General features: G+C 65.8%; 22 protein-coding genes and 1 pseudogene. 13 read left to right on the top strand and 10 right to left on the bottom strand.

Going from position 1 to position 25,229, the window contains the following annotated elements:
- Positions 1 to 98: 98 nt before the first annotated feature.
- Positions 99 to 971, bottom strand: coding sequence for an NAD(P)-dependent oxidoreductase (locus tag ASG79_RS06705; RefSeq protein WP_056389569.1), 873 nt, complete (start codon positions 969 to 971; stop codon positions 99 to 101).
- Between the two features lie 204 nt (positions 972 to 1,175).
- Between ASG79_RS06705 and ASG79_RS06710 the strand changes: the two genes are divergently transcribed.
- Complete coding sequence (locus ASG79_RS06710; protein WP_056389572.1) at positions 1,176 to 2,234, top strand: TerC family protein; 1,059 nt, start codon at positions 1,176 to 1,178, stop codon at positions 2,232 to 2,234.
- A gap of 88 nt (positions 2,235 to 2,322) precedes the next feature.
- Here the strand turns inward: ASG79_RS06710 and ASG79_RS06715 are convergent, their stop codons facing one another.
- On the bottom strand, positions 2,323 to 2,526 hold the full coding sequence (locus tag ASG79_RS06715; protein WP_018770374.1) for a hypothetical protein: 204 nt from the start codon (positions 2,524 to 2,526) through the stop codon (positions 2,323 to 2,325).
- Between the two features lie 384 nt (positions 2,527 to 2,910).
- On the opposite strand from ASG79_RS06715, the gene ASG79_RS06720 reads away from it, so the two are divergent.
- Complete coding sequence (locus tag ASG79_RS06720) at positions 2,911 to 4,179, top strand: glycosyltransferase family 87 protein (protein ID WP_377204594.1); 1,269 nt, start codon at positions 2,911 to 2,913, stop codon at positions 4,177 to 4,179.
- A gap of 28 nt (positions 4,180 to 4,207) precedes the next feature.
- Positions 4,208 to 5,464, top strand: a complete 1,257-nt coding sequence (locus ASG79_RS06725) for a glycosyltransferase 87 family protein (protein ID WP_056389578.1) — start codon at positions 4,208 to 4,210, stop codon at positions 5,462 to 5,464.
- Here ASG79_RS06725 and mptB read toward each other — a convergent pair.
- Positions 5,461 to 7,080, bottom strand: a complete 1,620-nt coding sequence (mptB, locus tag ASG79_RS06730) for a polyprenol phosphomannose-dependent alpha 1,6 mannosyltransferase MptB (RefSeq protein ID WP_144601407.1) — start codon at positions 7,078 to 7,080, stop codon at positions 5,461 to 5,463. The two genes, ASG79_RS06725 and mptB, sit on opposite strands and share 4 nt — an antisense overlap.
- A 337-nt stretch (positions 7,081 to 7,417) precedes the next feature.
- Here mptB and ASG79_RS06735 point away from each other — a divergent pair, with 337 nt between their 5' ends.
- Positions 7,418 to 8,917 carry a SulP family inorganic anion transporter gene (locus ASG79_RS06735; RefSeq protein ID WP_056389664.1) on the top strand — a complete coding sequence of 500 codons (1,500 nt, stop codon included), beginning with the start codon at positions 7,418 to 7,420 and terminating at the stop codon, positions 8,915 to 8,917.
- An 84-nt stretch (positions 8,918 to 9,001) separates the two neighbouring features.
- Here ASG79_RS06735 and ASG79_RS06740 read toward each other — a convergent pair whose 3' ends face one another.
- The 5 genes from ASG79_RS06740 to ASG79_RS06760 form a co-directional block, all read right to left on the bottom strand.
- Complete coding sequence (locus ASG79_RS06740) at positions 9,002 to 10,123, bottom strand: NAD(P)/FAD-dependent oxidoreductase (protein WP_018770379.1); 1,122 nt, start codon at positions 10,121 to 10,123, stop codon at positions 9,002 to 9,004.
- A gap of 80 nt (positions 10,124 to 10,203) precedes the next feature.
- On the bottom strand, positions 10,204 to 11,247 hold the full coding sequence (locus ASG79_RS06745; RefSeq protein WP_056389585.1) for a Gfo/Idh/MocA family oxidoreductase: 1,044 nt from the start codon (positions 11,245 to 11,247) through the stop codon (positions 10,204 to 10,206).
- A complete protein-coding gene (locus tag ASG79_RS06750; protein WP_056389587.1) occupies positions 11,247 to 12,029 on the bottom strand; it encodes an amino acid ABC transporter ATP-binding protein in 783 nt (260 codons plus the stop codon). The genes ASG79_RS06745 and ASG79_RS06750 overlap by 1 nt, the downstream gene beginning before the upstream one ends.
- A complete protein-coding gene (locus ASG79_RS06755) occupies positions 12,026 to 12,814 on the bottom strand; it encodes an amino acid ABC transporter permease (protein ID WP_018770382.1) in 789 nt (262 codons plus the stop codon). Before ASG79_RS06755 ends, ASG79_RS06750 begins: the two co-directional genes overlap by 4 nt.
- Before the next feature lie 109 nt (positions 12,815 to 12,923).
- Positions 12,924 to 13,781 carry an ABC transporter substrate-binding protein gene (locus ASG79_RS06760; protein WP_018770383.1) on the bottom strand — a complete coding sequence of 286 codons (858 nt, stop codon included), beginning with the start codon at positions 13,779 to 13,781 and terminating at the stop codon, positions 12,924 to 12,926.
- A 173-nt stretch (positions 13,782 to 13,954) separates the two neighbouring features.
- Between ASG79_RS06760 and ASG79_RS06765 the strand changes: the two genes are divergently transcribed.
- Both ASG79_RS06765 and ASG79_RS23030 read left to right on the top strand, forming a co-directional pair.
- A complete protein-coding gene (locus ASG79_RS06765; protein WP_056389590.1) occupies positions 13,955 to 15,061 on the top strand; it encodes a LacI family DNA-binding transcriptional regulator in 1,107 nt (368 codons plus the stop codon).
- A gap of 136 nt (positions 15,062 to 15,197) precedes the next feature.
- Positions 15,198 to 15,411: pseudogene (locus ASG79_RS23030) on the top strand (phosphogluconate dehydrogenase C-terminal domain-containing protein); the annotation flags it as partial.
- Between the two features lie 76 nt (positions 15,412 to 15,487).
- Here the strand turns inward: ASG79_RS23030 and ASG79_RS06775 are convergent.
- The gene (locus ASG79_RS06775; RefSeq protein WP_056389595.1) at positions 15,488 to 16,675 is read right to left on the bottom strand and encodes a mandelate racemase/muconate lactonizing enzyme family protein; all 1,188 of its coding nucleotides are present in this window, start codon (positions 16,673 to 16,675) and stop codon (positions 15,488 to 15,490) included.
- 9 nt (positions 16,676 to 16,684) lie between these two features.
- Positions 16,685 to 17,728: a LacI family DNA-binding transcriptional regulator gene (locus ASG79_RS06780; protein ID WP_018770388.1), complete on the bottom strand. Its 1,044-nt coding sequence runs from the start codon at positions 17,726 to 17,728 to the stop codon at positions 16,685 to 16,687.
- A 235-nt stretch (positions 17,729 to 17,963) separates the two neighbouring features.
- Between ASG79_RS06780 and ASG79_RS06785 the strand changes: the two genes are divergently transcribed.
- The 7 genes from ASG79_RS06785 to ASG79_RS06815 are packed head-to-tail and all read left to right on the top strand — an operon-like array spanning position 17,964 to position 25,225.
- Positions 17,964 to 19,292 (top strand): extracellular solute-binding protein, encoded by a 1,329-nt coding sequence (locus ASG79_RS06785; protein ID WP_056389599.1) that lies wholly within the window; start codon positions 17,964 to 17,966, stop codon positions 19,290 to 19,292.
- Positions 19,289 to 20,224, top strand: a complete 936-nt coding sequence (locus tag ASG79_RS06790; protein ID WP_018770390.1) for a carbohydrate ABC transporter permease — start codon at positions 19,289 to 19,291, stop codon at positions 20,222 to 20,224. Before ASG79_RS06785 ends, ASG79_RS06790 begins: the two co-directional genes overlap by 4 nt.
- A 1-nt stretch (position 20,225) precedes the next feature.
- Complete coding sequence (locus ASG79_RS06795; RefSeq protein WP_056389602.1) at positions 20,226 to 21,131, top strand: carbohydrate ABC transporter permease; 906 nt, start codon at positions 20,226 to 20,228, stop codon at positions 21,129 to 21,131.
- 13 nt (positions 21,132 to 21,144) lie between these two features.
- Complete coding sequence (locus ASG79_RS06800) at positions 21,145 to 22,335, top strand: Gfo/Idh/MocA family protein (protein ID WP_056389605.1); 1,191 nt, start codon at positions 21,145 to 21,147, stop codon at positions 22,333 to 22,335.
- A 35-nt stretch (positions 22,336 to 22,370) separates the two neighbouring features.
- Positions 22,371 to 23,375: a sugar phosphate isomerase/epimerase family protein gene (locus tag ASG79_RS06805; protein ID WP_056389607.1), complete on the top strand. Its 1,005-nt coding sequence runs from the start codon at positions 22,371 to 22,373 to the stop codon at positions 23,373 to 23,375.
- 51 nt (positions 23,376 to 23,426) lie between these two features.
- Positions 23,427 to 24,125: a ThuA domain-containing protein gene (locus tag ASG79_RS06810; RefSeq protein WP_018770394.1), complete on the top strand. Its 699-nt coding sequence runs from the start codon at positions 23,427 to 23,429 to the stop codon at positions 24,123 to 24,125.
- On the top strand, positions 24,110 to 25,225 hold the full coding sequence (locus ASG79_RS06815) for a Gfo/Idh/MocA family protein (RefSeq protein WP_018770395.1): 1,116 nt from the start codon (positions 24,110 to 24,112) through the stop codon (positions 25,223 to 25,225). Before ASG79_RS06810 ends, ASG79_RS06815 begins: the two co-directional genes overlap by 16 nt.
- Positions 25,226 to 25,229 lie beyond the last annotated feature (4 nt).

The following is a 25,229-nucleotide window of genomic DNA, read 5'->3' on the forward strand; positions in this document are numbered from 1 at the left end:
CTCTTTGAATCGATTCATACAATATAGGAGGTGATGCCGGTTACGTCAATGGGCAAGCGCTATCCCGAACGGTCCGCGCCAGGATGAGCGGGGTCCTGCTACCGGCTGGCGTAGTAGGCCGCTGCCATATCCTGCCTGCCGCGGCCCTGGCCGGCCACCCGGTCCAGCCGGGCTGTGGAGGCAACGGCGCCGTCAAGGGTCAGGCCATGCTCGACGGCGGCATCCACAATGAGGTGGGCATCCTTGCGCGCGGTGTCCACGGCGAAGGAGGCAGGCTCCAGCTGGTCGTTGAGGATGAGGTCCATCTTCAGGCGGAGATAGGGCAGGTCAAGCGGGCCGCCGTCGAGCACGTCGAGGAACTGCTGCGGATCGACGCCCAGCGCCTGGGCAAGGGCAACCACTTCGCCGGCGGCGTTGGACGCCGCGATGACCCAGCTGTTGACCACCAGCTTGAGGCGGGCCGCGGAACCCTTGGACGGGTCGTCGCCTGTCCAGATGGTGCGGGCGCCAATGGCATCGAGGACCGGCCCCACGCGTTGGCGCACTGCTTCGGGAGCGGCGGCGAGGACCAGAAGCTGGCCGGCTTCTGCGGGGGCGCGCGTTCCGGAAACGGGCGCCTCCACCAGGTCCAGGCCAAGTTCGCCGGCCAGTGCGGCCAAAGCGGCCGCGTCCTGCACCCCAACCGTTGTGGACTGGACCCACGTTGTGCCCCGCCGGACGCCGGGTGCGGCACTCCGGATGACCTGCTCCACCGCGGCAACGTCGTGGAGCATGGTCAGGACCACGTCGGCTGCCTCGACAGCTTCGGCGGGGGCAGCGGCATGCCGGGCACCGTCCGCGGCCAGCCGTTCCGCTTTGGCCGCGTCCCGGTTCCACACCGAGACCTCATGGCCGGCGCGCAGGAGGTTGCGCGCCATGGCCGCCCCCATGATTCCCGTCCCCAGCACAGCCACCTTGGGTTTCGTATCCATCGAATCCGCCTTCCGGTCCAGGTTTGGTGTTCTCCATACCTACCCAACGTCTCCAGGATTCTGTAAATTATTCATACGGAGGGGAGTATCCCCACTTCACAGTCCATCGTCAGTACGGAGGCCCCTGAGCCTTCCGGTGGGCGGGCCGCATGACGGCCGGGAGAGACCTCCAGTTGGTTGTCACTGACTGGAAGCAGGTGCCCCATGAACGTTCCCCTCTGGATGTGGTTCGCCGTCATCGGATTCATCCTCCTCATGCTTGTCGTCGACCTCGTGGCCCACCGCCACGCCCATGTCATCAGCGTCCGCGAGGCCGCAGCCTGGTCCGGGATCTGGGTGCTGTTCGGCGTTGCATTCGGCGCACTGGTGTGGTTCCTGTACGGCGCGGAGTTCGGCCAGCAGTACTTCGCCGGATACCTCATCGAGAAGTCGCTCGCCGTGGACAACGTCTTTGTCTGGGCGATCATCTTTACGTTCTTCGCCGTTCCCCGCGAGTACCAGCACCGCGTGCTCTTCTTCGGTGTCCTGGGGGCGCTGGTGTTTCGCGGCCTGTTCATCGCCGCGGGCTCGGCGATCATCGCCAGCGCCGGGTGGGTCCTCTACCTGTTCGCGGCATTCCTGCTCTTCACCGGCTACCGGATGCTCAGGCAGCGTGACGAGCACATCGACCCCGGGAAGTCGCGGGCATTGAAGCTGTTCCGCCGGCACGTGCCCATGACGGACGCCTTCCATGGCCAGCGCTTCCTCATCCGGAAGGGCGGTGCACTGCTCGCCACTCCCCTGCTGGCGGTCCTGGTGCTGGTTGAAGTCACGGACATCATCTTCGCCGTCGACTCCATCCCGGCCATCTTCGCGGTCACGGACGAGGTCTTCCTGGTGTTCACGGCCAACGCGTTCGCGATCCTCGGCCTGCGCGCCATGTACTTCCTGCTGGCGGACCTCATCCACCGCTTCGTATACCTGAAGACGGGCCTGGCCCTGGTGCTGATCTGGGTGGGCATCAAGATGGCGCTCAAGATCGACGTCTACTACATTCCGACGCCGGTCTCCCTCGCCGTCATCACCGCCATTTTGGGCATTTCCGTCGGCGCGAGCCTCATCGCCACCCGGCGCACGGGCCGGCAGGAACCGCACCTTCCCGCGGACCCGCCCTTCCGGAACGCCACCCCGGAGGAGCTCGACGCCCTGGAGCCGCTGTGGCGCAGCCGGCGGGCACGCTCCCGCGGGAAGGTGCCGCCGGCGGCCGAAGAGTCCGTCAGGTAAAAAATCCGAGCGTCAGCAGAAAAGGACAGCCCGGCAAGGCACCAGGCGTTGGCGTCAAGATCCTGTGGCGCCAACGCCAGGCCAGGACCTACCAGGCCTGGTGTTCGCGGGTAAGGCCGAAGGGAACCGCGTCGCTGAGGGCAACGGTGAACTTGTTCGCGCCGTGCCGGGTAACGAGGATGCCGTGGCTCTTGCCGTCCAGGGCGTGGGCCTTGGCGGCAGCGACGGCGGCGTCGAGCTCGCGGTCCATGCTCTGGCGGTCGGACACGGTGAGGGTCAGCGGGAAGTTCATGGGTCTAGCCTTTGTGTGTTGGGGGTAGGGGGTGATATCCAACACCTGCGCTCCCCAAGGCTGCAGGCGAAGTTTGGGAACCTTTGTGCCCAGCTCATAATGCCCGAGGGATGGATCACCAGCAACTTGAAAAATCAAGTAATAAGTCGCCGCAGGTCAAGGCGTGACGGCTCGAGCCTGCCTCAGCAATTACGGGCGCTAAAGCACCGTGAATTAGAGTTGGACAGGAGTGGAAGCTGTTTCCGAACGGCTCCGCTGCCCCTGACCCAGCCCTGCGGCAGAACCAAGCCACCAGCACGACACCACACGTGTGCCACGACCTGACAAGGATCCGCCATTTCCACCGACGCTCTCTTCGGCAATCTCACCAGGATCCGCAACGTCATCCTCCCCACCCCGGTGCGGAGCCGGTTGAACACCGGGGGCGGCCTGCTGGCGGGATTCATCGTGGTGCACCTTGTCTTCCTGGTCTTCGCCGCTTCCCTCTCCCTTCGCGGCGAGGCGTTCAGCGACACCTTCATCTACCGTGACTGGGCCATGGCGGGATTCAACGACGCGAACCTCCGGGGCGGCCCCAGCCCGTGGGTGTACCCCATCCTGGCGCTCATCCCCATGGCCATCGCAGGCCTGGCGGGACCGGGACCGTTCTTCTTCCTCTGGGTCCTCATGACCACGCTCCTGAACGCGTGGGCCCTGCTCAAGCTCACCGGGCGGGGCCGCAACACCCGCGCCATCCCCGCCGGCTGGTGGTGGCTGGCCTTCACCTTCCTGATGGGCTGGCTGGGCTTCGCCCGTGTGGACGGCCTCACCGCCCCGCTGGTCCTTGTGGCCCTGGCCTACGGCGTCCAGCGCCCGTTCGTCGCCTCGGTCCTGCTGGCCGTCGGCACCTGGGTGAAGGTCTGGCCGGCGGCCATCATGCTGGCCCTTTTCGCCGTCGTAAAGAACCGCCTGCTGGTGGTGCTGGCAGGAATCGCGACGACGGCGGGCGTGGTGGCGCTGGCGGCAGCCCTGGGCAGCGTCCCCAAGCTCCTGAACTTCCTCACCCAGCAGGGCGACCGCGGCATGCAGCTCGAGGCCACCTTCACCACCCCCTGGCTTTGGCTCTCCGTCCTGAACGTCGGCGGCTCGCGCATGTACATGAACACGGACATCAACTCCATGCAGGTGGACGGCCCGGGCACCGCCACCATGTCCGTGCTGATGCAGCCCCTCCTGGTGCTGGCGGCACTCCTGGTGGCCGGGTTGACCTTCTGGGCGCTCCACAACGGAAAGCAGCACAAGGTGGCCGGCGGCGTGGACCGCACCGAGCTGCTCCTGGCCGGGGCCCTGACCCTGGCCACCGCGTTCGTGGTTTTCAACAAGGTGGGTTCGCCGCAGTTCATGGTGTGGCTCGGCCCCGCCGTCGCGGTGGGCCTGGCGCACAGCTGGCGTGAATGGCGGGTTCCGGCGGCAATGCTGATCGCCATCGCCGTGGCAACCTACTTCATCTACCCGCTCTTCTACGACGCCCTGAGCCACAACAACCCCTGGATGGCCCTGGTACTGACAATCCGCAACGTCCTGCTGGTGGTCCTGTTCCTGTGGAGCGTCCGGCGCCTCTACACGCTGGGCAAGAAGACCGCAGCCCCCGCCCCCGCGCTCAAGGAGACCTGACATTTCCACGAGGTTCTTTGACCGCCTGGTGACCGTCCGCACCAGACTGCTCCCGGCAAAAGTGGTGGACTGGTTCGCCCGCCCATCCAGCGTCTGGTGGGGCTTCGCCGTCGTCCATCTGTACTTCCTGGGCTGGATGGCATCCTTTTTCCTGAACGGCGATACGTTCAGCGACACCGAGCAGTACCGGCAGTGGGCCCTGGACGGCTACAACCCGGCGGACCTGACCGGGAAGATCAGCCCCTGGGTCTACCCGGTGCTGGCTCAGATCCCCATCTTCCTGGCCAACATCGCCGGGCCAGGCCTCTACCTGCTGGTGTGGTTCCTGATCATCACGGCGCTCAACGCCGTCGGCCTGGTCTACCTCACCCGTGGCCCGCGGAAGGTCACGGGCATTGCCCCCGCCTGGTGGTGGTTGTTCTTCACGGTGTTCATGGGCTACCTGAGCTTCGCCAGGGTGGAGGGCATCACGGCGCCGATCGTGCTGATCGCCCTGCTCTATGCCGCTGAACGGCCCGTCGTGGCCGGCGTCCTGCTCAGCATCGCCACCTGGATCAAGGTCTGGCCCGCAGCCGTCCTGGTCCCGATCGTCATCGCCAGCCACAAGCGGATCCAGGTGGTCCTCGCCGGCGCCGCCGTCACCGCGGTGGTGGGCCTGGGCACGTGGCTGACCGGCGGGCTGCCGCACATCATGGACTTCCTCCTGAACCAGGGCGAGCGCGGAATGCAGCTTGAGGCCACCTTCTCCACGCCCTGGGTGTGGCTGAGCGTTTTCCACATCGCCGGTTCACGGATGGCCGACAACACCGCCATCAATTCCACCGAGGTCTACGGCCCCGGTGCCGGCACCGCCGCATTCCTGATGCAGCCGCTGCTGGTCCTTGCGGCCGTCACCGCGGCCATCCTTCTGGTCCGCGCCCTGCGGCGCGGCGCCGAACGCGAGGAACTGTTCCTCGAAGGCGCGCTCATGATGGTTACCGCCTTCATCGTGTTCAACAAGGTGGGCTCGCCGCAGTTCATCATCTGGCTGGCACCGGTGATCATCGCCGGCCTGGCGCATGACTGGGAGCGCTGGAAGGTCCCGGCCGCCCTGCTGATGGGCATTGCCATGACAACGTTCGTGATCTACCCGCTGTTCTACACCCCGCTCATCCATGCGCACCCCGTCATGGCAGCCATCCTGACCACCCGCAACGTGCTCCTGGTGGTCCTGCTGTGGTGGTCGGTGAAGCGCACCGCGGAGTTGGGCCGGAAAACGTCAGCCCAGGTGCCGGCCGGAGCCTAGCTGCCCCCGGACGACCGGTCGACGGCGGCACGGGCCTCAGCCTGGCGCGCGGCCCGGCGCTCCGCCACCCACCGCCAGGCCCGCCGGGCAACGTCCAGCGGCTTGCCCTCGATGAGCAGCTTGCGGGTATGGACGTCCAGGACCAGCAGGTAGAAGGTGAAGGCCAGGGCCGTAAAGAAGGCCAGGGACGAGGCGTCGATGGGCAGTTCCACGAAGGACCAGACCGAAAGCTGGTCCTGGGCGCCGAATACCACAAAGAACGTCACGCCCACGTACAGCGAGCGGATCTGCCAGTCGTCCCGGATTCCCGTGACCGCCAGGAACGGCAGGAACCACAGGATGTACCAGGGCTGGATGATGGGTGAGAGCATCACGACGGCGGTGAACGCCAGGGCCATCCGCCGCACCGCCCGCGAGTAGTCGCCGCGGAACATCAGCAGCAGGACCAGGGCGATCGCCGCCCACTTCATGGCGGTCCGCAGCCAGGTGGCCAGCGTTCCGCCGGGCAGTCCCAGGGCGTTGGCCAGCATCTCCACCTGCTGGCCCAGGAAGCCCGACGGCGAGTAGCCCGTGTAGCCGGGGGTGGGGTCCATGATGGCCCACGTCCAGCCGATGCCGAGGTTGTAGGGGATGCCGCTCAGGGCCAGCACGCCGAAGCTGATGCCCGCCGTGGCACCCCACATCAGGAATTTGCGCGGCCAGGACGCAGCGGGCCCCGCCCACATCACACCGATGAACGGCAGCAGCAGGACGGTGATGGGCTTGATGCCGATGGAGGCGGTGACCAGGAGGACGCCCAGGAGGTAGCGGCGGGTGGCGGCCAGGTAAACGCCGGCGACGGCGAGCCCCACCATCAGGGCGTCATTGTGGGCACTGGCGACGAAGCTGATGAGGAACAACGGGTTGGCCACGGAGATCCAGAGCGCGCGGGCACCGTTGATCCCGTGCAGTTCGGCGAGCCTGGGCACGTAGATGACGCAGAGCAGCACGCCGACGCCGGCCAGGAGGCGGAACAGCAGGACGGACGCGTCAGGCTGGGCTCCTGTCAGTCCCACCACCGCGCGCGCCAGCCACAGGAAGTACGGTCCGTACGGGGTCCGGTTTTCCGCCCAGGCGGGGTCGGCCCCCAGGGAGAACCAGTTGTTGAGGGTGGAAATGCCCACCTCATACGGGTTCTGGCCTTCCTGGACCAGGCGGCCCTGCCCCGTATAGGCGTAGACGTCCCTGGAGAAGACCGGAACGCAGAACAAGAGCGGCAGGGACCAGGCGGATATGGCCACCACCACGGACCGCAGGGAGGATTGTCCCCAGTCCCCCAGCCTCTGGCCCAGGCGAAGCCAGGAGCGCATCAGGAGCATGGCACCGGCCGTCAGCAGCACGGTGGATACCGCCACGCCCCAGCCTTCGGTACGGAGTGCGATCACCACCGGTTGCCGGATCATGGGCGACCCGTTGGCGATCCAGCCCGTTCCGATGGAACCGACGAACATCATGAGGGCGCCGACAAAGCCTTCGAGGGTTGCCAGGTAGGCACGGCCTTTGGCGGGCACGGAAACCCCGGCCGGTGTGCCCGGCCGGCTCTCCGACATCCTGAGGTGTGACCCGCCTGCCGTCATGTTTGTGTGGTCCCCTGACTTGTTACGGCACTGCTCGCCCCAGCTTCAAATGGCCGCCCTGCAACCCGGCCATTTTATCAGCCGAGCTTACTTCCGCCCGGGGCCGGGCCGGGCGGAAGCGCCACAGTTTGGCAACGGCTGCGGAACTGCGTATCGCGGTTGGCTGTCCCTCCATAAACCCTGGCGGGTAGTGTTGCCTATGCAGCCGAAAGCCACCGGCGCATTCCCTTCCCACCCCATTGTCTTCCATGGCCGGGCTGGACCCGTGCGCACCGTGGCGCGCAGAAACGTTGCACACCCGCTCTCCCAGGAGAGCCATGTCCCCTGGAGCCGCTCCTTGGCCGTCACCGCCCGCCCCCGCCCCGTCCGGCAACCGACCACTGTCCTGACCGCCGTGCGCTCCCCGCGGCAGCTCTCCCGCGAGGTCCTGGCCGGCATGGTCACCACCCTGGCCCTGGTCCCTGAGGTCATATCCTTCTCGATCGTGGCAGGGGTGGATCCCATGGTGAGCCTGGTCGCCTCCATCGTGCTGGCCCTGGCGATGTCGGTCCTTGGCGGCCGGCCCGGCGTCGTTACCGCCGCAGCCGGTTCCGTCGCCCTGGTGATCGCCCCGCTCGTGCACCAGCACGGTGTCCAGTACGTCCTGCCCGCCGTGCTGCTCGCCGGCGTGATCCAGGTGGTCTTTGGCCTGGCCGGCCTTGCCCGGCTGATGCGCTTCATCCCCAGATCGGTGATGATCGGATTCGTCAACGCCCTGGGCGTGCTGATCTTCATGGCGCAGGTGCCCCATGTCCTCAATGTCCCCTGGCCCGCCTACGTCCTGTTCGCCCTGACGTTCGCGATCATTTTCGTCCTTCCGCGCTTCACCAAGGTGGTTCCGTCGCCGCTGGTTGCCATCGTGGCCGTCACGGCAATCGTCATCATCGCCGGCGTGGCCGTTCCGAGCGTCGCGGACGAAGGTCCCCTTACGGGCAAGCTGCCGGGGATCACCCCGTTCCTTTTCCCGCTTGACCTTGCCACCTTCCAGCTGGTCCTGCCCACGGCACTGAGCGTGGCGTTCGTCGGCCTCATGGAAACCCTCCTCACAGCGAAACTCGTCGATGACATCACCGGCACCCCGTCCCATAAGGGACGCGAGTCCTGGGGGCTGGGCGTATCGAACATCCTCGCCGGTTTCTACGGCGGCATTGCCGGCTGCGCCATGATCGGGCAGACCGTCCTCAATGTGAAGACCGGCCAGGCCCGCACCCGCATTTCGACGTTCGTGGCCGGACTGTTCCTGCTGGCCCTGGTGACCGGGCTCAGCTCGATCATGGGGCAGATCCCCATGGTGGCCCTCGCCGCGGTCATGATGGTGGTTGCCGTCACCACGGTGGACTGGCACAGCGTCAAACCGTCCACCCTGAAGCGGATGCCCATACCGGAGACACTGGTCATGGCTGTTACTGTCGCCGTCGTGGTGCTGACGGGGAACCTGGCCTACGGCGTCCTCGTCGGCGTCATCCTGGCCATGGTCCTGTTCGCCCGCCGGGTGGCGCATGTGATCACTGTTGAGAGGACCCTGGCCGGCGACGGGGAGAGTGTCCGCTACCAGGTGGTGGGCCCGCTGTTTTTCGGGAGCAGCAACGACCTGGTGGAACACTTCGCCTACGCGGACGATCCGGGCCTGGTGTCCATCGACCTCAGCCGTGCACAGATCTGGGACGCCTCGACGGTGGCCGCCCTCGACTCCATTGAAACGAAATACGCGGACCACGGGGCCACGGTGAGGATCGAAGGCCTCGATGAGCGCAGCACCGGATTCCACCGCCGGCTCACCGGTCATTTGGGCGCCTGACACGCCGGACGGCATCCAGCCCGGACGGCACGGGCAAAAGGGCGGAGCCGCAATCCGCGCGGCCCCGCCCCTTTGCAGCCCGGCTTAGGAGAAGCGTCCCGGCCGGAAGGTGGCCAGCATGGGGTGCTTCCTGCCGGTCAGGATTTCCCCGGCCAGGAGCTCACCGGCAATGAGTCCCAGCGTGGCGCCGGAGTGCGTGAAGGCAACGAAGCATCCGGGCACCTGGCCCAGTTCGCCCAGGACGGGTTCGCCGTCCCCGGGAATGGGCTTATAGCCCATCTTCCAGGAGGCGGGCTTGAGTTCCGGATTGCCGGCAACAAGCTTCGATGCCTCATCGGCCAGTTCCTGGACCACCTCATCGGGGATGCTGAAGGAGCCGTCCGCGTGCTCGGTAATGTGTTCCTCGTACCAGTCGTGGTCCAGGGCAAACGTCCCGCCCGGGTTGGGCCGCAAGGCTGCGCGCGGGGTGTTCATCACCGCGGCCACGTCGTGCTGCACCTGCTTGGTCACCACCAGCATGGACACGGGAGAGCCGTTGGGGATGTGCACTCCCAGGGGTTGGACGACGGCGGGCGTCGCCGCGCCGCAGGCCACCAGCACGGCGTCGGCCGGGTATGTCCCGCCCGACGCTGTCTCCACGCCGGAGGTGCGGCCGCCTTCCACCATGACGGAGGCTTTTCCCGCGTTCAGGACCAGTTCGCCGCCGCGGGCGTGGAACTCCTCCATGAGGAAGTCGATCAGGTCCGGCAGGCTCACCCAGCCCTCGCCGGGATTGAAGATGGCATTCTCCGGCACGGCGTCCGCATCGATGCCGGGGGTGGTGGCTGCGATACCGCTGGGGGCGAGAAGCCGGGAGTCGTAGCCGATGGACTTTTCGTAGGCGTGCCGGGCCGCGGTGGCCTCGCCCTGCCCCGCGGCGTTCCACATCAGGCCGCCGCCAAACTGCAGCCAGTCGCGGCTGGGGTCCGAGGCGAAGAGGGTGCGGTAGCGGTCCACGCCGGCCACCCGCAGCTGGTGGTACGGGGTGGACCGTTCGCCGGCGGAGTTGAGCCAGGACAGCGAGCGGCCGCTGGCTTCGCTGGCGAGGCCGCGCTCGGTCAGCAGGATCACCGACGCTCCTTCGCGGAGCAGGTGGACCGCGGTGGAGACCCCGAGGATGCCGCCGCCGATGACGGCAACGCGCTTGGTGGCTGGAAGAGAGGACATCGTGTCCCTTTCTGTGAAATTCGTGGTTGCGGAAGACGCTGACGACGCGTCAGGGAAAGCAGGGGAAATTGGGTGTGGCGTCAGGCCAGGGCGTGGATGCCCTCGATCACCTTCAGCACCTCAAGCGGTTCGGCGGGATCCACCGGCAGCGGCCCGTTCCCGTGCAGGGCGGCGGCCAGCTGGACGTAGAACTGCGGGTAGGCGCCGCGTTCGGCGGGGACGGCCGCCGTTGCCCCGTCCACGCCCAGGAGCCCCCAACGCTCCTGGGGTTCCACACCATAGGCGGGGTCCGACGGCGGCGTCCCGGCAGCGAGGGCAGGTTCCTGTCCGTCCAGGCCCCACTTGGTGTAGCCGGCGCGGGAACCGAGGATGTGGAACCGCGGCCCGGCCTGGGCGGCCATGCCGTTCATCCAGAGCCGCGTGCGGACGCCGGAGGCGTGCAGCAACGACACGAACGCTTCCGTATCCGCTGCGTCCGGATGCGGACCGCGGTTGGCCGTCTCGCCGTAGCTCCGTTCCACCGGGCCGAAAAGGTGGATGGCCTGGTCGATCAGGTGCGCGCCGAGGTCGTGCAGGATGCCGCCGCCCTCGGACAGGGACACGGTGTCCCGCCAGTTTCCGAAGCCTTCGGGCCGCCACCATTCGAACCGCGATTCGAAGCTGGTGACCCCGCCAAGGTCTCCGGACGCCAGCACCTTCTGCAGGGTGAGGAAGTCTGCATCCCACCGGCGGTTCTGGAACACCGTTAGCTGCACCCCGCCGTCGGCCGCCCTGCTGATCAGCTCCCCGCCCAAGGCGGACGTGGGGACGAAAGGCTTGTCCACCACCACATGCAGGCCGTGGGCGATGGCTGTCGCGGCCAGCCCGTAGTGCGTGTGCGGCGGGGTGCCCAGGATGACCAGGTCCAGGTCCGCGGCCAGGGCGAACAGCTCCTCCGGGGTGCCGGCAATCCGTGCCTGCGGATACAGGCGTGCCGCCTCCGCCGCACGTTCCGGCTGGGCCGTGACGATGACGTCCAGCGAGAAGTCCGGGTTGGCCGCCACCAGGGGCGCGTGGAAGACCTTGCCGGAGATTCCAAAGCCGACGACGGCGGTCCGGATGGGTGCCGCTGCAACCGCACCCATCAGAGCACCTCGGAAAGGAAGCGCTGGAGGCGTTCGCTGCGGGGATTGTCGAAGAGTTGGGCGGGTGTCCCGGCTTCCACTACTTCGCCTTCGTCCATGAAGACCACCTGGTCTGCCACTTTCCGGGCGAAGCCCATTTCGTGGGTGACGACGAGCATGGTCATGCCCCGGCGGCCCAGGCCGGCCATGAGGTTCAGGACGCCTTTGACCAGTTCGGGGTCCAGGGCGCTGGTGGCCTCGTCGAAGAGCATCACTTCGGGTTCCATGGCCAGGGCGCGTGCGATGGCGACGCGTTGCTGCTGGCCGCCGGAGAGGTCACGGGGGCGGTGGTCGGCGCGTTCAGCGAGGCCAACCTCGGCGAGCCGTTGGCGGGCGCGTTCCATGGCCTGGGCCTTGAGCATGCCTTTGACGCTCCAGAGGGCCAGGGCCACGTTTTCCTCGGCGGTGTGGTCCGGGAAGAGGTTGAAATGCTGGAACACCATGCCGATGCGGGTGCGGAGTGTGTCCGGGTTGACGGTCAGGGTGCTGTCGCCTGCGAGCAGGACGTTCCCGCTCTTGGGTTCGTGCAGCCGGTTGACGCCGCGCAGCAGTGTGGATTTTCCGGACCCTGAGGGGCCAATGATGCAGGTGGTGGTGCCCGGCGCCACGGTGAGGCTGACGTTGCGCAGTACCTCGATGTCGCCGTAGGCCATGGTGAGGTTGCGCAGTTCCAGGCTTGAGCCGCGGAACGACTGTTCCTCCGAGGTGGCCGCATTCATGGTGGTGGGGGTTGGGGTGTTCATGTGTTGCTCCCGGCTGTGAGCGGCGAGGCCGCGTCGAGTTCCTTGACTTCCTTCAGGCCGCTGGTGGGTGGTGCGGCGCGGCGGCGGCCGGTGCGGAACTTGTTGTCGAAGTGGTTCACCAGGTGCGTCAGCGGGACGGTAATCACCAGGTAGAGGAGTCCGGCGGCCACCAGGGGTGAAAGGTTCCCGGACAGCACGGCGGCGTCCTGGCCTACGCGGAAGAGTTCGCGTTCGGTGACCAGCAGGCCCAGGAAGTACACCAGGGAGGAGTCCTTGACGATGGCGATGAACTGGTTCACCAGGGCCGGGAGGACCCGGCGGACGCCCTGGGGTACCACCACCAGGGCCATGGATTTGGCGTAGCTCATGCCCAGGGCACGGCAGGCCTCGCCCTGGCCCTTGTCCACGCTGAGGATCCCGGCGCGGAAGATCTCCCCGATGTAGGCGCTGGCGATCAGGCTCAGCGCGATGATGCCCAGCGGGTAGGGTGACGGGCCGAAGATCGACTGGCTCAGGCGGGCAAAGCCCTGGCCGATCAGCAGGATGGTGAGGATGGCGGGCAGGCCACGGAAAAGGTCCGTGTAGATCCTGGCCGGGACCCGCAGCCACTTGGATGGTGAGATGCCCATGACGGCCACCACCATTCCCAGCACCGTGCCAAGGACGGTGGCGGCAATGGAAATGATCAGCGTGTTCAGCAGGCCGACCGCCAGGAGTTGGGGCAGGACCTCGGCCATAGCGCCGAAGTCGAAGAAGGTACGGATGATGGTGTTGAGCCAGTCCATGATTGCTCTCAGACGTAGATGAAGGGGAGGTGCCGGGCAGGCCGCTTACGGCGGCCCGCCCGGCCAGGTGGCCCTAAGGCCTGACAGCCAGGCAAATAATGCTTGGGGGCTACTTGCTTGGCGAGGGTGATGCGGTCTGCTCGGCCTTGGGCAGGTACTGCTCGGGCATCGGTGAGCCCGGGAACCACTTCTGGTAGAGCTTCTTCCAGGTGCCGTCCTCCATGGCTGCGGCCAGGCCCTTGTTCAGGGCTTCCTTGAAGGCCGTCTTGCCCTTGGCCACTGCGAACCCGGCCGGGGCGTCGAAGGACGGGATGTCCGCGGCGCTGACCAGGCCGTGCTGCTCCTCGTAAGCCTTGGCGGCCTCGTAATCCAGGAAATGCGCGTCCACCGTTCCACTGTTCACGGCGGCGATCGCGGTGTTGTTGTCAGGGAAGCGGACCAGGCTGGCCGAGGTGAAGTTCTTCACCGCATAGGCTTCCTGCAGGGTTCCCTGGACCACGCCCAGGCGTTTGCCGGCCAGCCCGTCCGCGCTGGTGATGCCGGAGGTCTTGGTGGTGATGACCGTGAGGTAGCCGGCCAGGTAACCGTCCGAGAAGTCCACGGTTTCCTTGCGCTTGTCGGTGATGCCGATGGCTGCGACGCCGGCGTCGAACTGTCCGTTTGCCACTGCGGCAAGGAGCCCCGAGAAGTCCTGCCCGGTGAAGACCACGTTGTCCACACCGGCCCGGTGGGCCACGTCCTTGAAGAGTTCCACGTCGAAGCCGGTGAAGTTTCCGGAGGCATCGGCGAAGGTGTACGGCTTTGAGTCACCCAGGCTTGCCACCCGGATGGTGCCTGGCTGGATCAGCCCGTAGGGATTGTTCTCTGTGGTGGAGGCGGCGGAGGTGGAGCTGCAGCCGGAGAGCGCCAGGACCGCGGCCAGGGCTGCCGCGGCAAATCCGGCAGGTCGGAGATTCTTTTTCTTCACAGCGTTGTCCAATCGTTGGTGGGAAGGCGGTGCTGTCAGGGCCGCCGAAGAAAGTCGTCGATGCTCTTGTTGAGTCCGGTCTCACAGCTTAGGATTGAGACCGGACTCACATCGATTGATAGAAATGTAGCCGATGTCACATGGGGCGTCAACAACCCCGTCGAAAGGTGAAGATGAACGGTGATGGAGCACGACGGCGGGACGTAACCGTTGCCGACGTCGCAAAAGCTGCGCAGGTCTCCAAGGCACAGGCCGCCCGTGCACTGGGCAATTACGGCGCGGTCAGCGACGAAGTCCGCGAGCGCGTCCTCGCCGCTGCCGAGGCGCTTTCCTACCGTCCCAACGAGCTGGCCCGCAGCATGAACACCGGAAAATCGCACACCATCGGCGTGGTGGTGGGTGACATCGAAAACCCGCATTTCGGCCTTGCTACCCGGGGCATCACGGACACTGCCAAGAAGGCCGGGTACAACGTCATCCTGGTCAACACCGACGAGGACCGGGCGGCGGAAGTGGACGCGGTGCGGGTGTTGCTGGACAAGCGGGTGGACGGCCTCATCGTCGCCCCGGCATCATCAGTGGACACCGAACACCTGCAGGAGGTGCACCGGTCCGGACGCCCCCTGGTGTTCATCGACCGCACCGCCGGCGACCTCAAGGTGGAGACCATGGCCGTGGACATGGCGCGGATTTCCAGGGAAGCTACGCAGTATTTGCTCGAGGCAGGGCACCGGCGTATCGCCTTCATCTCCACACTGCGGACGGACACCCCCTACACGCCGGGCATGACCCTGGAGTCCTCCCAGATTGCGGACCGCATCGAGGGGATGCGGGACGCTTTCCTTGCGGCGGGGCTGCCCTTCCCGGAAGACCTGGTCAGGTTGAATGCCGGCGATGCCGACTCGATCCGCAGCATCACCCGCGAAGTGCTCCGGGGCCCGGACCAAGCCACGGCAGTGGTCGCTTCGGACGGCCTGATTGCCCTCAGCGTGGTGGAAGCGATCCAGGAATTGGGCCTGTCCATTCCGGCCGATGTGTCATTCCTGATGTACGACGACTTCGCATGGACCAGGCTCACCACGCCGCCCCTGACGGTCATCGCCCAGCCGGTCTACAACATGGGCGTGGCGGCAGCCAAGGCACTGATCCGCCAGATGGAGGGGCTGCCGCCCGCCGCTCCGGCGCAGTTCACGGCCACCCTGGTGCGCCGCGGTTCAGTGGGCCCGCGCCGGACGGGCGACGATCCACAGCGGGAAAAGCTGGCGGCCTCGCTCAACTGATACGCGGGAACCTACTGCGAGGCGTCGAAACCGGCCAGCAGGCGCCGGGACGCGGTCTGCATATGCGATCGCATGGTGGCCGTGACGGCGGCAGATTCTACGGACACCTCCCAAGCGTAACAACCTGAAGTCCGGCGCCTCCCGTGACTCTGCCGAGGCCGTCATCCGCACCATCTACGCTCCCGTCATCGACGTGCACTGGGTCACCGTCAAGCAGCTCGCCATCCTGGAGCCAACCCTGGTACGGCAAGGACAGCATCATCAAGGACGACTGGAAGAAGATCTTCGACGACTCCGAACTCGACGGCGTTATCGCCAAGCTGCTCAAGTTCGAGGCGGTCAAGCGCTAGGCACCCACCCGCAGCGGCGGCCTCCGTCCGGTTATTAGGCCGGGCGGACGCCGCCGCTTTTTCGTTGTCCGACGCGTCAGCGGACGCCTGCGCCTGCGAGGTTGAAGTAGGACCGGGCGTCCGGCGGCCGGATATCGGCCACCACGTCGCTGAAGATCCGCATGGGATGCGGCGTGAAAGGATGCTCCGCGATCGCGTCATAGTCGAGGTCGATGCCCAGCCCAGCGCCTTCGGGGATCATGACATCGCCGTCTGCCGTCAGCTGAAGGCGCTCACTGGAGATGTCGCTGCGCCACGGCACGTCCGTGGCCATGATCTCCAGGTACCGGAAATTCGGCAGTGTGGCCCCGAGCTGCAGGGTTGCCGCAGTGCTGAGTGGCCCGCTGGGGTTGTGCGGTGCGAACGGCACATAATGGGCTGCCGCCAGAGTGGAAATGAACGACAGTTCCAGCAGCCCGCCGGCGTGCGTGACGTCCGGCTGGATGTAATCCACGGCGTTGCGGGCCAGGGCGGGAATGAAGGTGTTCCGGCCCATCCATCTCTCCCCCGCGGCAATGGGAACAGGGGACTTGCTGCGCACCTCCACGAGGGCGTCGATCCCGTCCGGCGGGCACGGTTCCTCGAAAAACACCGGCTGGAACCGTTCAAGTTCGCGGGCCACCCGGATGGCTGTGGGGACATCAAAGCGGCCATGGCCTTCTATGAACAGTTCAACGTCGTCGCCCACTGCCGCCCGCACTGCCTCAACAGGTTCAAGCATGCGCCCCAGGTCCCGCGGTTCCAGGAAAAGGTCCGCGGCCTCGAAAGGGTCCCACTTTAGGCCGCGGAAGCCTTGGCCGACCGTCCGTACAGCGGCCTCGGCGAAAGCCTCCGGAGTGATGGCCCCGGAAAACCAGCCGTTGGCGTAGGCGCGGACCCGGTCGCGGACCTGTCCCCCCAGCATCCGGTGGACCGGGACGCCCAATGCCCGCGCCGAAACATCCCACATCGCCATCTCAAGGGCGCTCAGGGCTGTCATGGATACCGGACCGCCGCGCCAGTAGGCGTCGCGGTTGAGCTCATAAATGGTCTGGGTAATCCGCGTGGGGTCCTTGCCCCTGACGGCTTCGGCAAGGACAGCCACCGCCCCGAGGACAGCATGTTCCTGCCCTTCGAGGGTCGCCTCGGCGATGCCGGTGAGCCCCTCGTCAGTTGTAAGCCGGACGAAGATGAGGTTCGTCCGGTAGAAGTCCACGACCACGGTGTCGAGATGGGTGATTTTCATGGTTGTCTTTCAGTCCGCGGGAGGGGCGGTGGATTCCCGCACGATTACCTGGGTTGCCAGTTCCACTCGGTGGGAATCGAGGACTTCGCCTTGCACCTGCCGCAGCAGCGACCTTAGGGCCGCCCGCCCCATCTCCTCCAGGGGCTGGGCCACGGAACTCAGCGATGGAACGGACTGCTCACCCTGGTTGGTGCCGTCGAAGCCGATGAGGCTGATGTCCTCGGGAACCCTGATTCCGTGGCGCCGCGCTTCGCTGAGGACGCCCAGGGCAATGGTGTCGCTTCCGGCGAAGATCGCCGTGGGGCGCGGGTCAAGCTTCAGCAGCTCTTTGAATCCATTGACCCCACTCTCCGTCCGGAACCGGCCGCCGGAAACAACGTACTGGGGGTCCACCTTGATCCCTTGTGCCATCAGGGCTGCCATGTATCCGTGCAGCCGCGCCTGGTTGCATTCAGCGCCCTCTATGCCGCCGATGTAGGCAATGCGGCGGTGTCCCAGTCCCAGCAGGTGCTCGGTGGCAGCTTTGCCGCCGGCCCAGTTGGTGGCCCCAACGCTGACGACGTCGGCGGAGGGCGGGTTAAGCGGGTCGATGACGACGACGGGGATGTGGCGGCGCCTGAACGCGTGCAGTTGCGCCTCGCTGAAGGCCGAGGTCACCACGATCATCCCGGCCCTGCCCTCTTCGAGCATCCGCTGCGCCCGGCGCTCGGGGGTGTGGCGGGCGGGGGTGGACTGGCCGGTCACGCTGACCAGGATTTCGACGTCGGCGGCGGCAGCGAACTGCAGGATGCCGTTGAGGACCTGGATGGTGTATGCGGAGTCGAGCACGTCGATCACTACTTCCACCACGGTCCCGCTTTCGGCGGCCGCCCGGCGCTGGACAGGCGACTGGTAGCCCGCCTGCTCCAGTGCGGCAAGGATCCGGGCCCTGGTTTCGGGGGCCACGTCCTCACGCCCGTTCACCACTTTGGACACCGTAGGCGCCGAAACCCCTGCCTGCCTGGCCACGGTAGCGAGCGTAGGTTTGGTCCGCTCCTGCAATTTGCTCGTCATCGGTTCGCAATCTTTCGAAAGTGGGGAAACGCTTTCATTGTGCAGAGTGGGGCCTTCTCCGGTCAAGAGCACCGGGACATAGGGAGTAAACAGAAAAGATCCTCTACGATCCCTTGACGCCGCCGGTAATTAGGGCTTTAGTTTACAGCGTGACTTATATCACCGTTCGAAATGTTTCGAACGAACGGCGGAGCTGACGCCCCGTACCTCGACGCAAATTCACAATGGAGAAGCAATGAAGCAACCCCAGTCCTCCCGGCGGTCTTTCCTCGCCCTCGCTGCCCTCACTCCCTTTGCCGTTGCCGCAACCACAGCCTGCGGGACGTCCGGCCCCGGCGCCTCCAGCGGCGGCGGGGGCGCCAGCATGTGGTATCTGTCCGGCGAGCCGAACCAGACCACCATGCAGAAAGCCGTGGATGCTTTTAACTCGGCAAACTCCGCCGACAGGATCACTGTCACGTATTTCCAGAACGACGCGTACAAGACCAAAATCAAGACCGCCATCGGCGCCAACCAGGCACCCACGATCATCTACGGCTGGGGCGGCGGTGGCCTGAAGACCTACGCCGAGGCCAACCAGGTTGAGGACCTCACCAGCTGGTTCGACCAGAATCCGGACCTGAAGAAGAAGTTCTTCCCGTCCGTGTTCGGTGCAGCCACCGTCAACGGCAAGATCTACGCCCTGCCCAACCAGTACGTCGCCCCGATCGTGCTGTTCTACAACAAGGAACTGTTCCAGAAGGCAGGCGTCCAGCCGCCCAAGACCTGGGACGACATCATGTCCTTGGTCAAGACCTTCAACGGCATGGGCATAGCCCCGTTCTCCCTGGGCGGCCAGTCGCGCTGGACCTCCATGATGTGGCTTGAATACCTCCTGGACCGCATCGGCGGGCCGGACGTCTTCAAGGCGATCTTCGAGGGCAAGCCCAATTCCTGGATGGACCCGGCCGTGATCGAGACCGGCACCAAGATCCAGGAGCTGGTCTCTGCTGACGGCTTCATCAAGGGCTTCTCCTCCATCACTGCCGACTCGCAGGCAGATCAGGCCCTCCTGTTCTCCGGCAAGGCAGCCATGATGCTGCACGGTTCCTGGACCTATGGCGCCATGAAGAAGGCCGGCCAGAACTTTGTGCAGGACGGAAAACTGGGCTTCGTCCCGTTCCCCACGGTTGCCGGCGGCAAGGGCGACCCGAAGAACGGCGTCGGAAACCCCGCGGCGTACATGTCAATCTCTTCCAAGGCCAGCGACAAGGAAAAGGAATCCGCCAAGAAGTTCTTCAAGGACGGGATCCTGACCGATACCGTGGTCGACGCCTACATCAACTCCGGCTCCGTGCCGATTGTTAACGGCATCGAAGACAAGCTGAACACCTCCTCGGACAAGGAGTTCCTGAACTTCGTCTACGACATGGCCAAGAACGCACCCAACTTCCAGCAGTCCTGGGACCAGGCGCTGAGCCCCACCGCAGCTGAGGCCCTGCTGAACAACATCGACCAGCTGTTCCTGAAGTCGATCACGCCGCAGCAGTTCGCCGAGAACATGAACGGCACCCTAGGGAAATGAGCAACGCCGTCTCCACTGCCCCGCGGGCCGCCACGAGGGCGAAAGATTCCAAGCAGACCGAACAGCGCAGGGCCGCCCTGGCGTGGCTGACTCTGCCCGCACTGTTCTTCTTCCTGGTGTTCGCAGTCATCCCGCTGGCCGGGGTGCTCATCCTCAGCTTCAGCAGCTGGGACGGAATCGGTGCCATCGGGGCAGCTGGACTGGACAACTGGTTCTCTGTGCTGGCGGATCCGGGACTGTACAACGCCCTGGGCCTGACCTTCCTGATCATGATCGTTTCGTGGCTGGTCCAGACTCCCATCAGCCTGCTCCTGGGGGTCTTCACGGCGGGAAGCCAGCGCTACCGGGCTGCCCTTGCCGTCCTGTACTTCCTGCCCCTCCTGCTGTCCTCAGCCGCCGTCGCCATCGCCTTCAAGGCCCTTTTGGACCCGAATTTCGGCCTGGCAACCGGCCTGGGGCTGCCCTTCCTGGCGCAGGACTGGCTGGGGGTACCCCAACTGGCCGTAGGCCTGGTCATCTTCGTCATCGCCTGGCAGTTCGTCCCGTTCCACACCCTCATCTACCAGGGCGGGGTGCGGCAGATCCCGAAGTCCCTTTACGAGGCAGCGCAGATCGACGGTGCCGGAACCATCAAGCAGTTCTTCCACATCACCCTGCCACAGCTGAAATACACCATCATCACGTCCTCCACGCTGATGGTGGTGGGTTCGCTGACCTACTTCGACTTGATCTTCGTCCTCACGGGCGGCGGACCGGGAAACTCCACGCGGATCCTGGCCCTGGACATGTACCTGCGGGGCTTCCGGGCCAACCTCATGGGCCCGGCCAGCGTCATCGCCGTCATTCTCGTCATCATCGGCCTTGCACTGGCCTTGTTCCTCCAGCGTCTTGGCGGCAAGGACAAACAAGGCAGCCAATTGGAAGGTTTGTAGGGTGAGTACCGTCCTGAAAAGCAATGCGCAGGAGGCCCGGACCGGAACCACGGCCGGTTCCGCCGCACCCAAGCAGGGACTCGGCCAACGGCTGAGGCGGCTCAACATCCCCGGCGGCCTCGGTGGGTGGATCTGGCTGGCCATTATCATCCTGCCGATCTACTACGTGGTGATCACCAGCCTGAAGACGCAGGCGGGATACTTCGGCCAGAATCCCCTGGCCGTCCCCACCTCGCCCACGCTGGAGAACTACCAACTGGTCCTTGAGAAAGACTTCGCCACATATTTCATGAACAGCGTCATCGTCACGCTCGGTTCCGTAATTCCCACGGTGCTGATCTCGTTCATGGCCTCGTTCGCGATCGTCCGGGGCAGCGGGAGGTTCCTCAAGCTGGTCAACGGCATGTTCCTCATGGGGTTGGCCATCCCGCTCCAGGCGACGATCATCCCGATCTACCTGATGATCATCCGGCTCAACCTGTACGACAGCCTGCTGGCACTGATGCTGCCGTCCATTGCCTTTGCCATCCCCCTCACAGTGCTGATCCTGTCCAACTTCATCCGCGACGTCCCGAACGAATTGTTCGAGTCCATGCGGCTGGACGGCTGCAGCGAGTGGCAGACCATGTGGCGGCTCGCCCTGCCCCTGACCCGCCCGGCTATTGTGACCGTTGCCATCTACAACGGCCTGCATGTCTGGAACGGGTTCCTGCTCCCGCTGGTCCTCACCCAGAGCCCCAGCCTGCGGGTCCTGCCCCTGGGCCTGTGGAGCTTCCAGGGTGAATTCAGCGTCAATATCCCGGCCGTGCTCGCCTCAGTGATGCTCAGCACGCTGCCCATCCTGGTGCTCTACGTCATCGGCCGCCGCCAACTGCTGGCAGGCCTGACGGCCGGCTTCAGCAAGTAGAAAGGACACGTCCATGACCACCGCCAAACCCCTGCGGGTCGGCATGGTGGGCTATGCCTTCATGGGTGCCGCCCACTCCCACGCCTGGCGCACCGCGCCACGGTTCTTCGACCTGCCGCTGCAGCCACAGCTCACCGCGGTCGCCGGCAGGAATGCCGACGGCGTCCGAGCGGCCGCTGACAAGCTGGGCTGGGAGTCGGTGGAGACCGACTGGCGGCGCCTGATCGAGCGCGACGACATCGACCTCATCGACATCTGCACGCCCGGCAACACCCACGCAGAGATTGCCATCGCAGCCCTCGAGGCCGGAAAGCACGTGCTGTGCGAAAAGCCGCTGGCCAACTCCGTGGAGGAAGCCGAGCGGATGACACTGGCAGCGGGGACCGCCGCAAAGCATGGCGTCTTCTCCATGTGCGGCTTCAGCTACCGCCGCACCCCGGCACTGGCACTGGCCAAGCGGTTCGTGGAGCAAGGACGGATTGGCGACATCCGGCACGTCCGGGCCCAGTACCTGCAGGACTGGCTCTCCGACGCCAACGCCCCCATGACCTGGCGGCTGGACAAGGACAAGTCCGGTTCCGGCTCCCTGGGCGACATCGGCGCACACAGCATCGACGCCGCCCAGTGGGTCACGGGGCAGAACATCAGCGGGGTGTCGGCAATGCTGGAAACGTTTGTCCGGGAACGTCCGCTGGCAGGCGACCTGGTGGGCCTTGGGGGCCACGGCGACCTCAGCAGTGACACCCCCCGCGGGACCGTCACCGTTGATGATGCGGCCATCTTCAGCGCAAAGTTCGACGGCGGCGCCTCCGCGGGCGCGATCGGCGTCTTTGAGGCAACGCGCTACGCCCTGGGCCGGAAAAATGCCATGCGGCTGGAGGTCAACGGCACCAAGGGTTCCCTCGCCTTTGATTTCGAGGACATGAACGTCCTGTCCTTCTACGATTCGGCCGAATCGCCGGACGCCGGCTTCCGCCGGATTTTCGTCACCGAGCCCGAGCACCCGTACGTGGGGCATTGGTGGCCCACGGGCCACGGCCTGGGGTACGAGCACGGTTTCACCCACCAGGTGGTGGACCTTGTCACGGCCATCGGCGAGGGCCGCCAACCGGAACCGTCGTTCGCCGACGCCTTGCAGGTACAGCGGGTCCTCGCCGCAGTGGAGTCCAGCGCCGCGAATTCCAGCCAGTGGCAAAAAGTCTGAGCGACCTACAGCTTCAAGAAACCAAGGAACACCCAATGACACGACCAATCACGCTGTTCACCGGCCAGTGGGCCGACCTGCCCTTCGAGGAAGTGGCCCGGCTTGCCGGCGAGTGGGGCTTTGACGGGCTGGAAATCGCCTGCTGGGGCGACCACCTGGACCCCCGCCGGGCTGCGGAGGACGACAACTACCTCCAGGGCCGGCTGGACATCCTCGAGAAGAACAACCTCAAGGTCTTCGCCATCGCCAACCACCTCACGGGCCAGGCCGTCTGCGATGACCCTATCGATGAGCGCCACCAGGGCATCCTGTCCGCGGAAGTCTGGGGCAATGGCGAGCCTGAAGGGGTGCGCCGGCGGGCGGCGGAGGCCATGAAGGACACCGCGCGGGCGGCCGCACGGCTTGGCGTCAAGACCGTGACGGGGTTCACCGGTTCGTCCATCTGGAAGGCCGTCGCCATGTTCCCGCCGGCCTCGCAGGCAATGATCGACGCCGGTTACCAGGACTTCGCGGACCGGTGGAACCCCATCCTGGACGTCTTCGACGAGGCAGGTGTCCGGTTCGCACTCGAGGTCCACCCGTCTGAAATCGCCTACGACTACTGGACGGCGAAACGGACCCTTGAGGCTATTGGCCACAGGGCGAACTTTGGCCTGAACTTCGACCCCTCCCACTTCATCTGGCAGGAACTGGATCCCGTGATGTTCCTGCAGGACTTCGCGGACAAGATCTTCCATGTGCATGTAAAGGAATCCGTCCGGCAGCTGGATGGCCGCAACGGCCGCCTGGGTTCGCACCTCGCCTGGGCGGATCCCCGGCGGGGCTGGGACTTCGTCACGGCAGGACACGGTGACGTGCAGTGGAACCGGATCTTCCGGACCCTGAATGCCATTGGCTACGACGGCCCCACCAGCATCGAATGGGAGGATGCCGGAATGGACCGCCTCATCGGCGCCCCGCAGGCCCTTGCCATGGTCCAGGAACTGGCCCGCATCGCCCCGCCCGCAGCGGCGTTCGACGCCGCCTTCGCCAGCCGCTGACCCCCTGCTCTTTCCGGCCCGCAAGGCCGGTAGCCAAACAAAGGAAATTCAATGACAGAACGAAAGAATGCACTGGTGGTCCGCGGCGGCTGGGACGGCCACCAGCCCTACGAGGCCACCGAGCTCTTCATTCCCTATCTCAAAGACAACGGCTATGACGTCCGGGTGGAGGAATCCCCCAAGGTCTACGCCGACGCCGCCTACATGGCCGGTGTGGACCTGATCATGCAGTGCATGACCATGTCCACCATCGAAAAGGACGAGTTCGCCGGACTGCGGGCCGCCGTGGAGAACGGCACCGGCCTGGCCGGCTGGCACGGTGGAATCGCCGATTCCTACCGGAACACCTCCGACTACCTGCACCTGATCGGCGGCCAGTTCGCCTGCCACCCTGGCAAGCACCCGGATGAGTGCATCGGCGAGCAGTCGGACAACTACGTGCCCTATACCGTCAACATGCTGCCCGCGGCCGCCGAACACCCCATCACCCGGGGCATCCAGGACTTCGACCTGGTCACCGAGCAGTACTGGGTCCTCTCCGACGACTACATCGATGTCCTGGCCACCACCACCCAGAAGGTCCGTGAATGGGACCCGTGGAACCGTGAAGTGACCTCCCCCGCCATCTGGACCCGCCAGTGGGGCAAGGGCCGCATCTTCGTCGCCACCCCCGGCCATCGGGTCGAAATCCTCCAGGACACCAATGTCCGCACCATCATCGAAAGGGGCCTGCTGTGGGCAAGCCGTTGAAAGTCGGAATCATTGGCTGCGGAGCCATCATCGCGCAGTACCTGGCGAACTTCCGCAAACTCAGCCAGATCGACCTGGTGGCCGTGGCGGACCTGGACCCCGCACGTGCCCAGGCCGTGGCGGATGGCTACGAAGGTGTCCGCGCCATTTCCGTGGAGGAACTCCTCGCCGCGGACGACGTCGAACTTGTCCTGAACCTGACCATCCCCGCCGCCCACGCCGAGGTGGCACTGAAGGCCATCGCCGCCGGAAAGAGCGTCTACGGCGAGAAGCCCCTTGCTGCCACGACTGAGGAGGCGCGCCAGGTGCTGGACGCGGCACGCGAGGCCGGCGTCGCCGTCGGCTGCGCTCCTGACACCGTACTGGGCACCGGCATCCAGACCGCCCGCAAGGCGATCGACGACGGGCTGGTCGGCGCCCCCATCTCGGCGTCGGCAACCATGGTGACCCCAGGCCACGAGCGCTGGCACCCGAACCCGGACTTCTACTACCAGCCCGGCGGCGGCCCGCTGCTGGACATGGGCCCCTACTACGTCACCGCCCTGGTGACCCTGCTGGGTCCGGTCGTCTCCGTGATGGGCGCGGCCAGCCACACCCGGAATGAGCGCACCATCGGCTCGGGGCCGCGCCAGGGCGAGAAAGTGCCGGTCACCATCGACTCCCACGTGACCGGCGTCCTGGTCCATGCCTCCGGTGCGCTGTCCACCCTCTTCATGAGCTTCGATGCCGTGAAGTCGAAGTCGCCCAACATCGAGATCCATGGCGAGCGCGGTTCCCTGGTGGTGCCGGATCCGAACCACTTTGACGGCGACGTCCAGCTGTTCTCCCTCGGCGCCGAGGACTGGGAGACCCTTCCCGCCTCCGCAGGGTACGTCGACGCCGGACGCGGGTTCGGCATCGCGGACCTTGCCGCCACCCCGCAAGGCAAGGAGCCCAGGGCGGGTGGCGCACTTGCCTTCCACGTCCTGGAAGTCATGGAATCCGTCCTCAAAGCCGCACGCAGCGGCATGACGGTCGGCATCCGGAGCACGGTGGAGCGTCCGGAAAGCGTGGCCCTCACCGTCCTGGCCGAACAGGCGGACGCGCTCCAGTCCCAGTAGCCGG

This window comes from Arthrobacter sp. Soil761, assembly GCF_001428325.1.
Classification (GTDB): domain Bacteria; phylum Actinomycetota; class Actinomycetes; order Actinomycetales; family Micrococcaceae; genus Arthrobacter.

Bases quoted from the DNA above. Each gene is read 5' to 3' on its own strand.
- ASG79_RS06705 (WP_056389569.1), bottom strand. From the start codon at position 971: ATGGATACGAAACCCAAGGTGGCTGTGCTGGGGACGGGAATCATGGGG.
- ASG79_RS06710 (WP_056389572.1), top strand. From the start codon at position 1,176: ATGAACGTTCCCCTCTGGATGTGGTTCGCCGTCATCGGATTCATCCTC.
- ASG79_RS06715 (WP_018770374.1), bottom strand. From the start codon at position 2,526: ATGAACTTCCCGCTGACCCTCACCGTGTCCGACCGCCAGAGCATGGAC.
- mptB (WP_144601407.1), bottom strand. From the start codon at position 7,080: ATGACGGCAGGCGGGTCACACCTCAGGATGTCGGAGAGCCGGCCGGGC.
- ASG79_RS06740 (WP_018770379.1), bottom strand. From the start codon at position 10,123: ATGTCCTCTCTTCCAGCCACCAAGCGCGTTGCCGTCATCGGCGGCGGC.
- ASG79_RS06745 (WP_056389585.1), bottom strand. From the start codon at position 11,247: ATGGGTGCGGTTGCAGCGGCACCCATCCGGACCGCCGTCGTCGGCTTT.
- ASG79_RS06750 (WP_056389587.1), bottom strand. From the start codon at position 12,029: ATGAACACCCCAACCCCCACCACCATGAATGCGGCCACCTCGGAGGAA.
- ASG79_RS06755 (WP_018770382.1), bottom strand. From the start codon at position 12,814: ATGGACTGGCTCAACACCATCATCCGTACCTTCTTCGACTTCGGCGCT.
- ASG79_RS06765 (WP_056389590.1), top strand. From the start codon at position 13,955: ATGAACGGTGATGGAGCACGACGGCGGGACGTAACCGTTGCCGACGTC.
- ASG79_RS06775 (WP_056389595.1), bottom strand. From the start codon at position 16,675: ATGAAAATCACCCATCTCGACACCGTGGTCGTGGACTTCTACCGGACG.
- ASG79_RS06780 (WP_018770388.1), bottom strand. From the start codon at position 17,728: ATGACGAGCAAATTGCAGGAGCGGACCAAACCTACGCTCGCTACCGTG.
- ASG79_RS06785 (WP_056389599.1), top strand. From the start codon at position 17,964: ATGAAGCAACCCCAGTCCTCCCGGCGGTCTTTCCTCGCCCTCGCTGCC.
- ASG79_RS06790 (WP_018770390.1), top strand. From the start codon at position 19,289: ATGAGCAACGCCGTCTCCACTGCCCCGCGGGCCGCCACGAGGGCGAAA.
- ASG79_RS06800 (WP_056389605.1), top strand. From the start codon at position 21,145: ATGACCACCGCCAAACCCCTGCGGGTCGGCATGGTGGGCTATGCCTTC.
- ASG79_RS06805 (WP_056389607.1), top strand. From the start codon at position 22,371: ATGACACGACCAATCACGCTGTTCACCGGCCAGTGGGCCGACCTGCCC.
- ASG79_RS06810 (WP_018770394.1), top strand. From the start codon at position 23,427: ATGACAGAACGAAAGAATGCACTGGTGGTCCGCGGCGGCTGGGACGGC.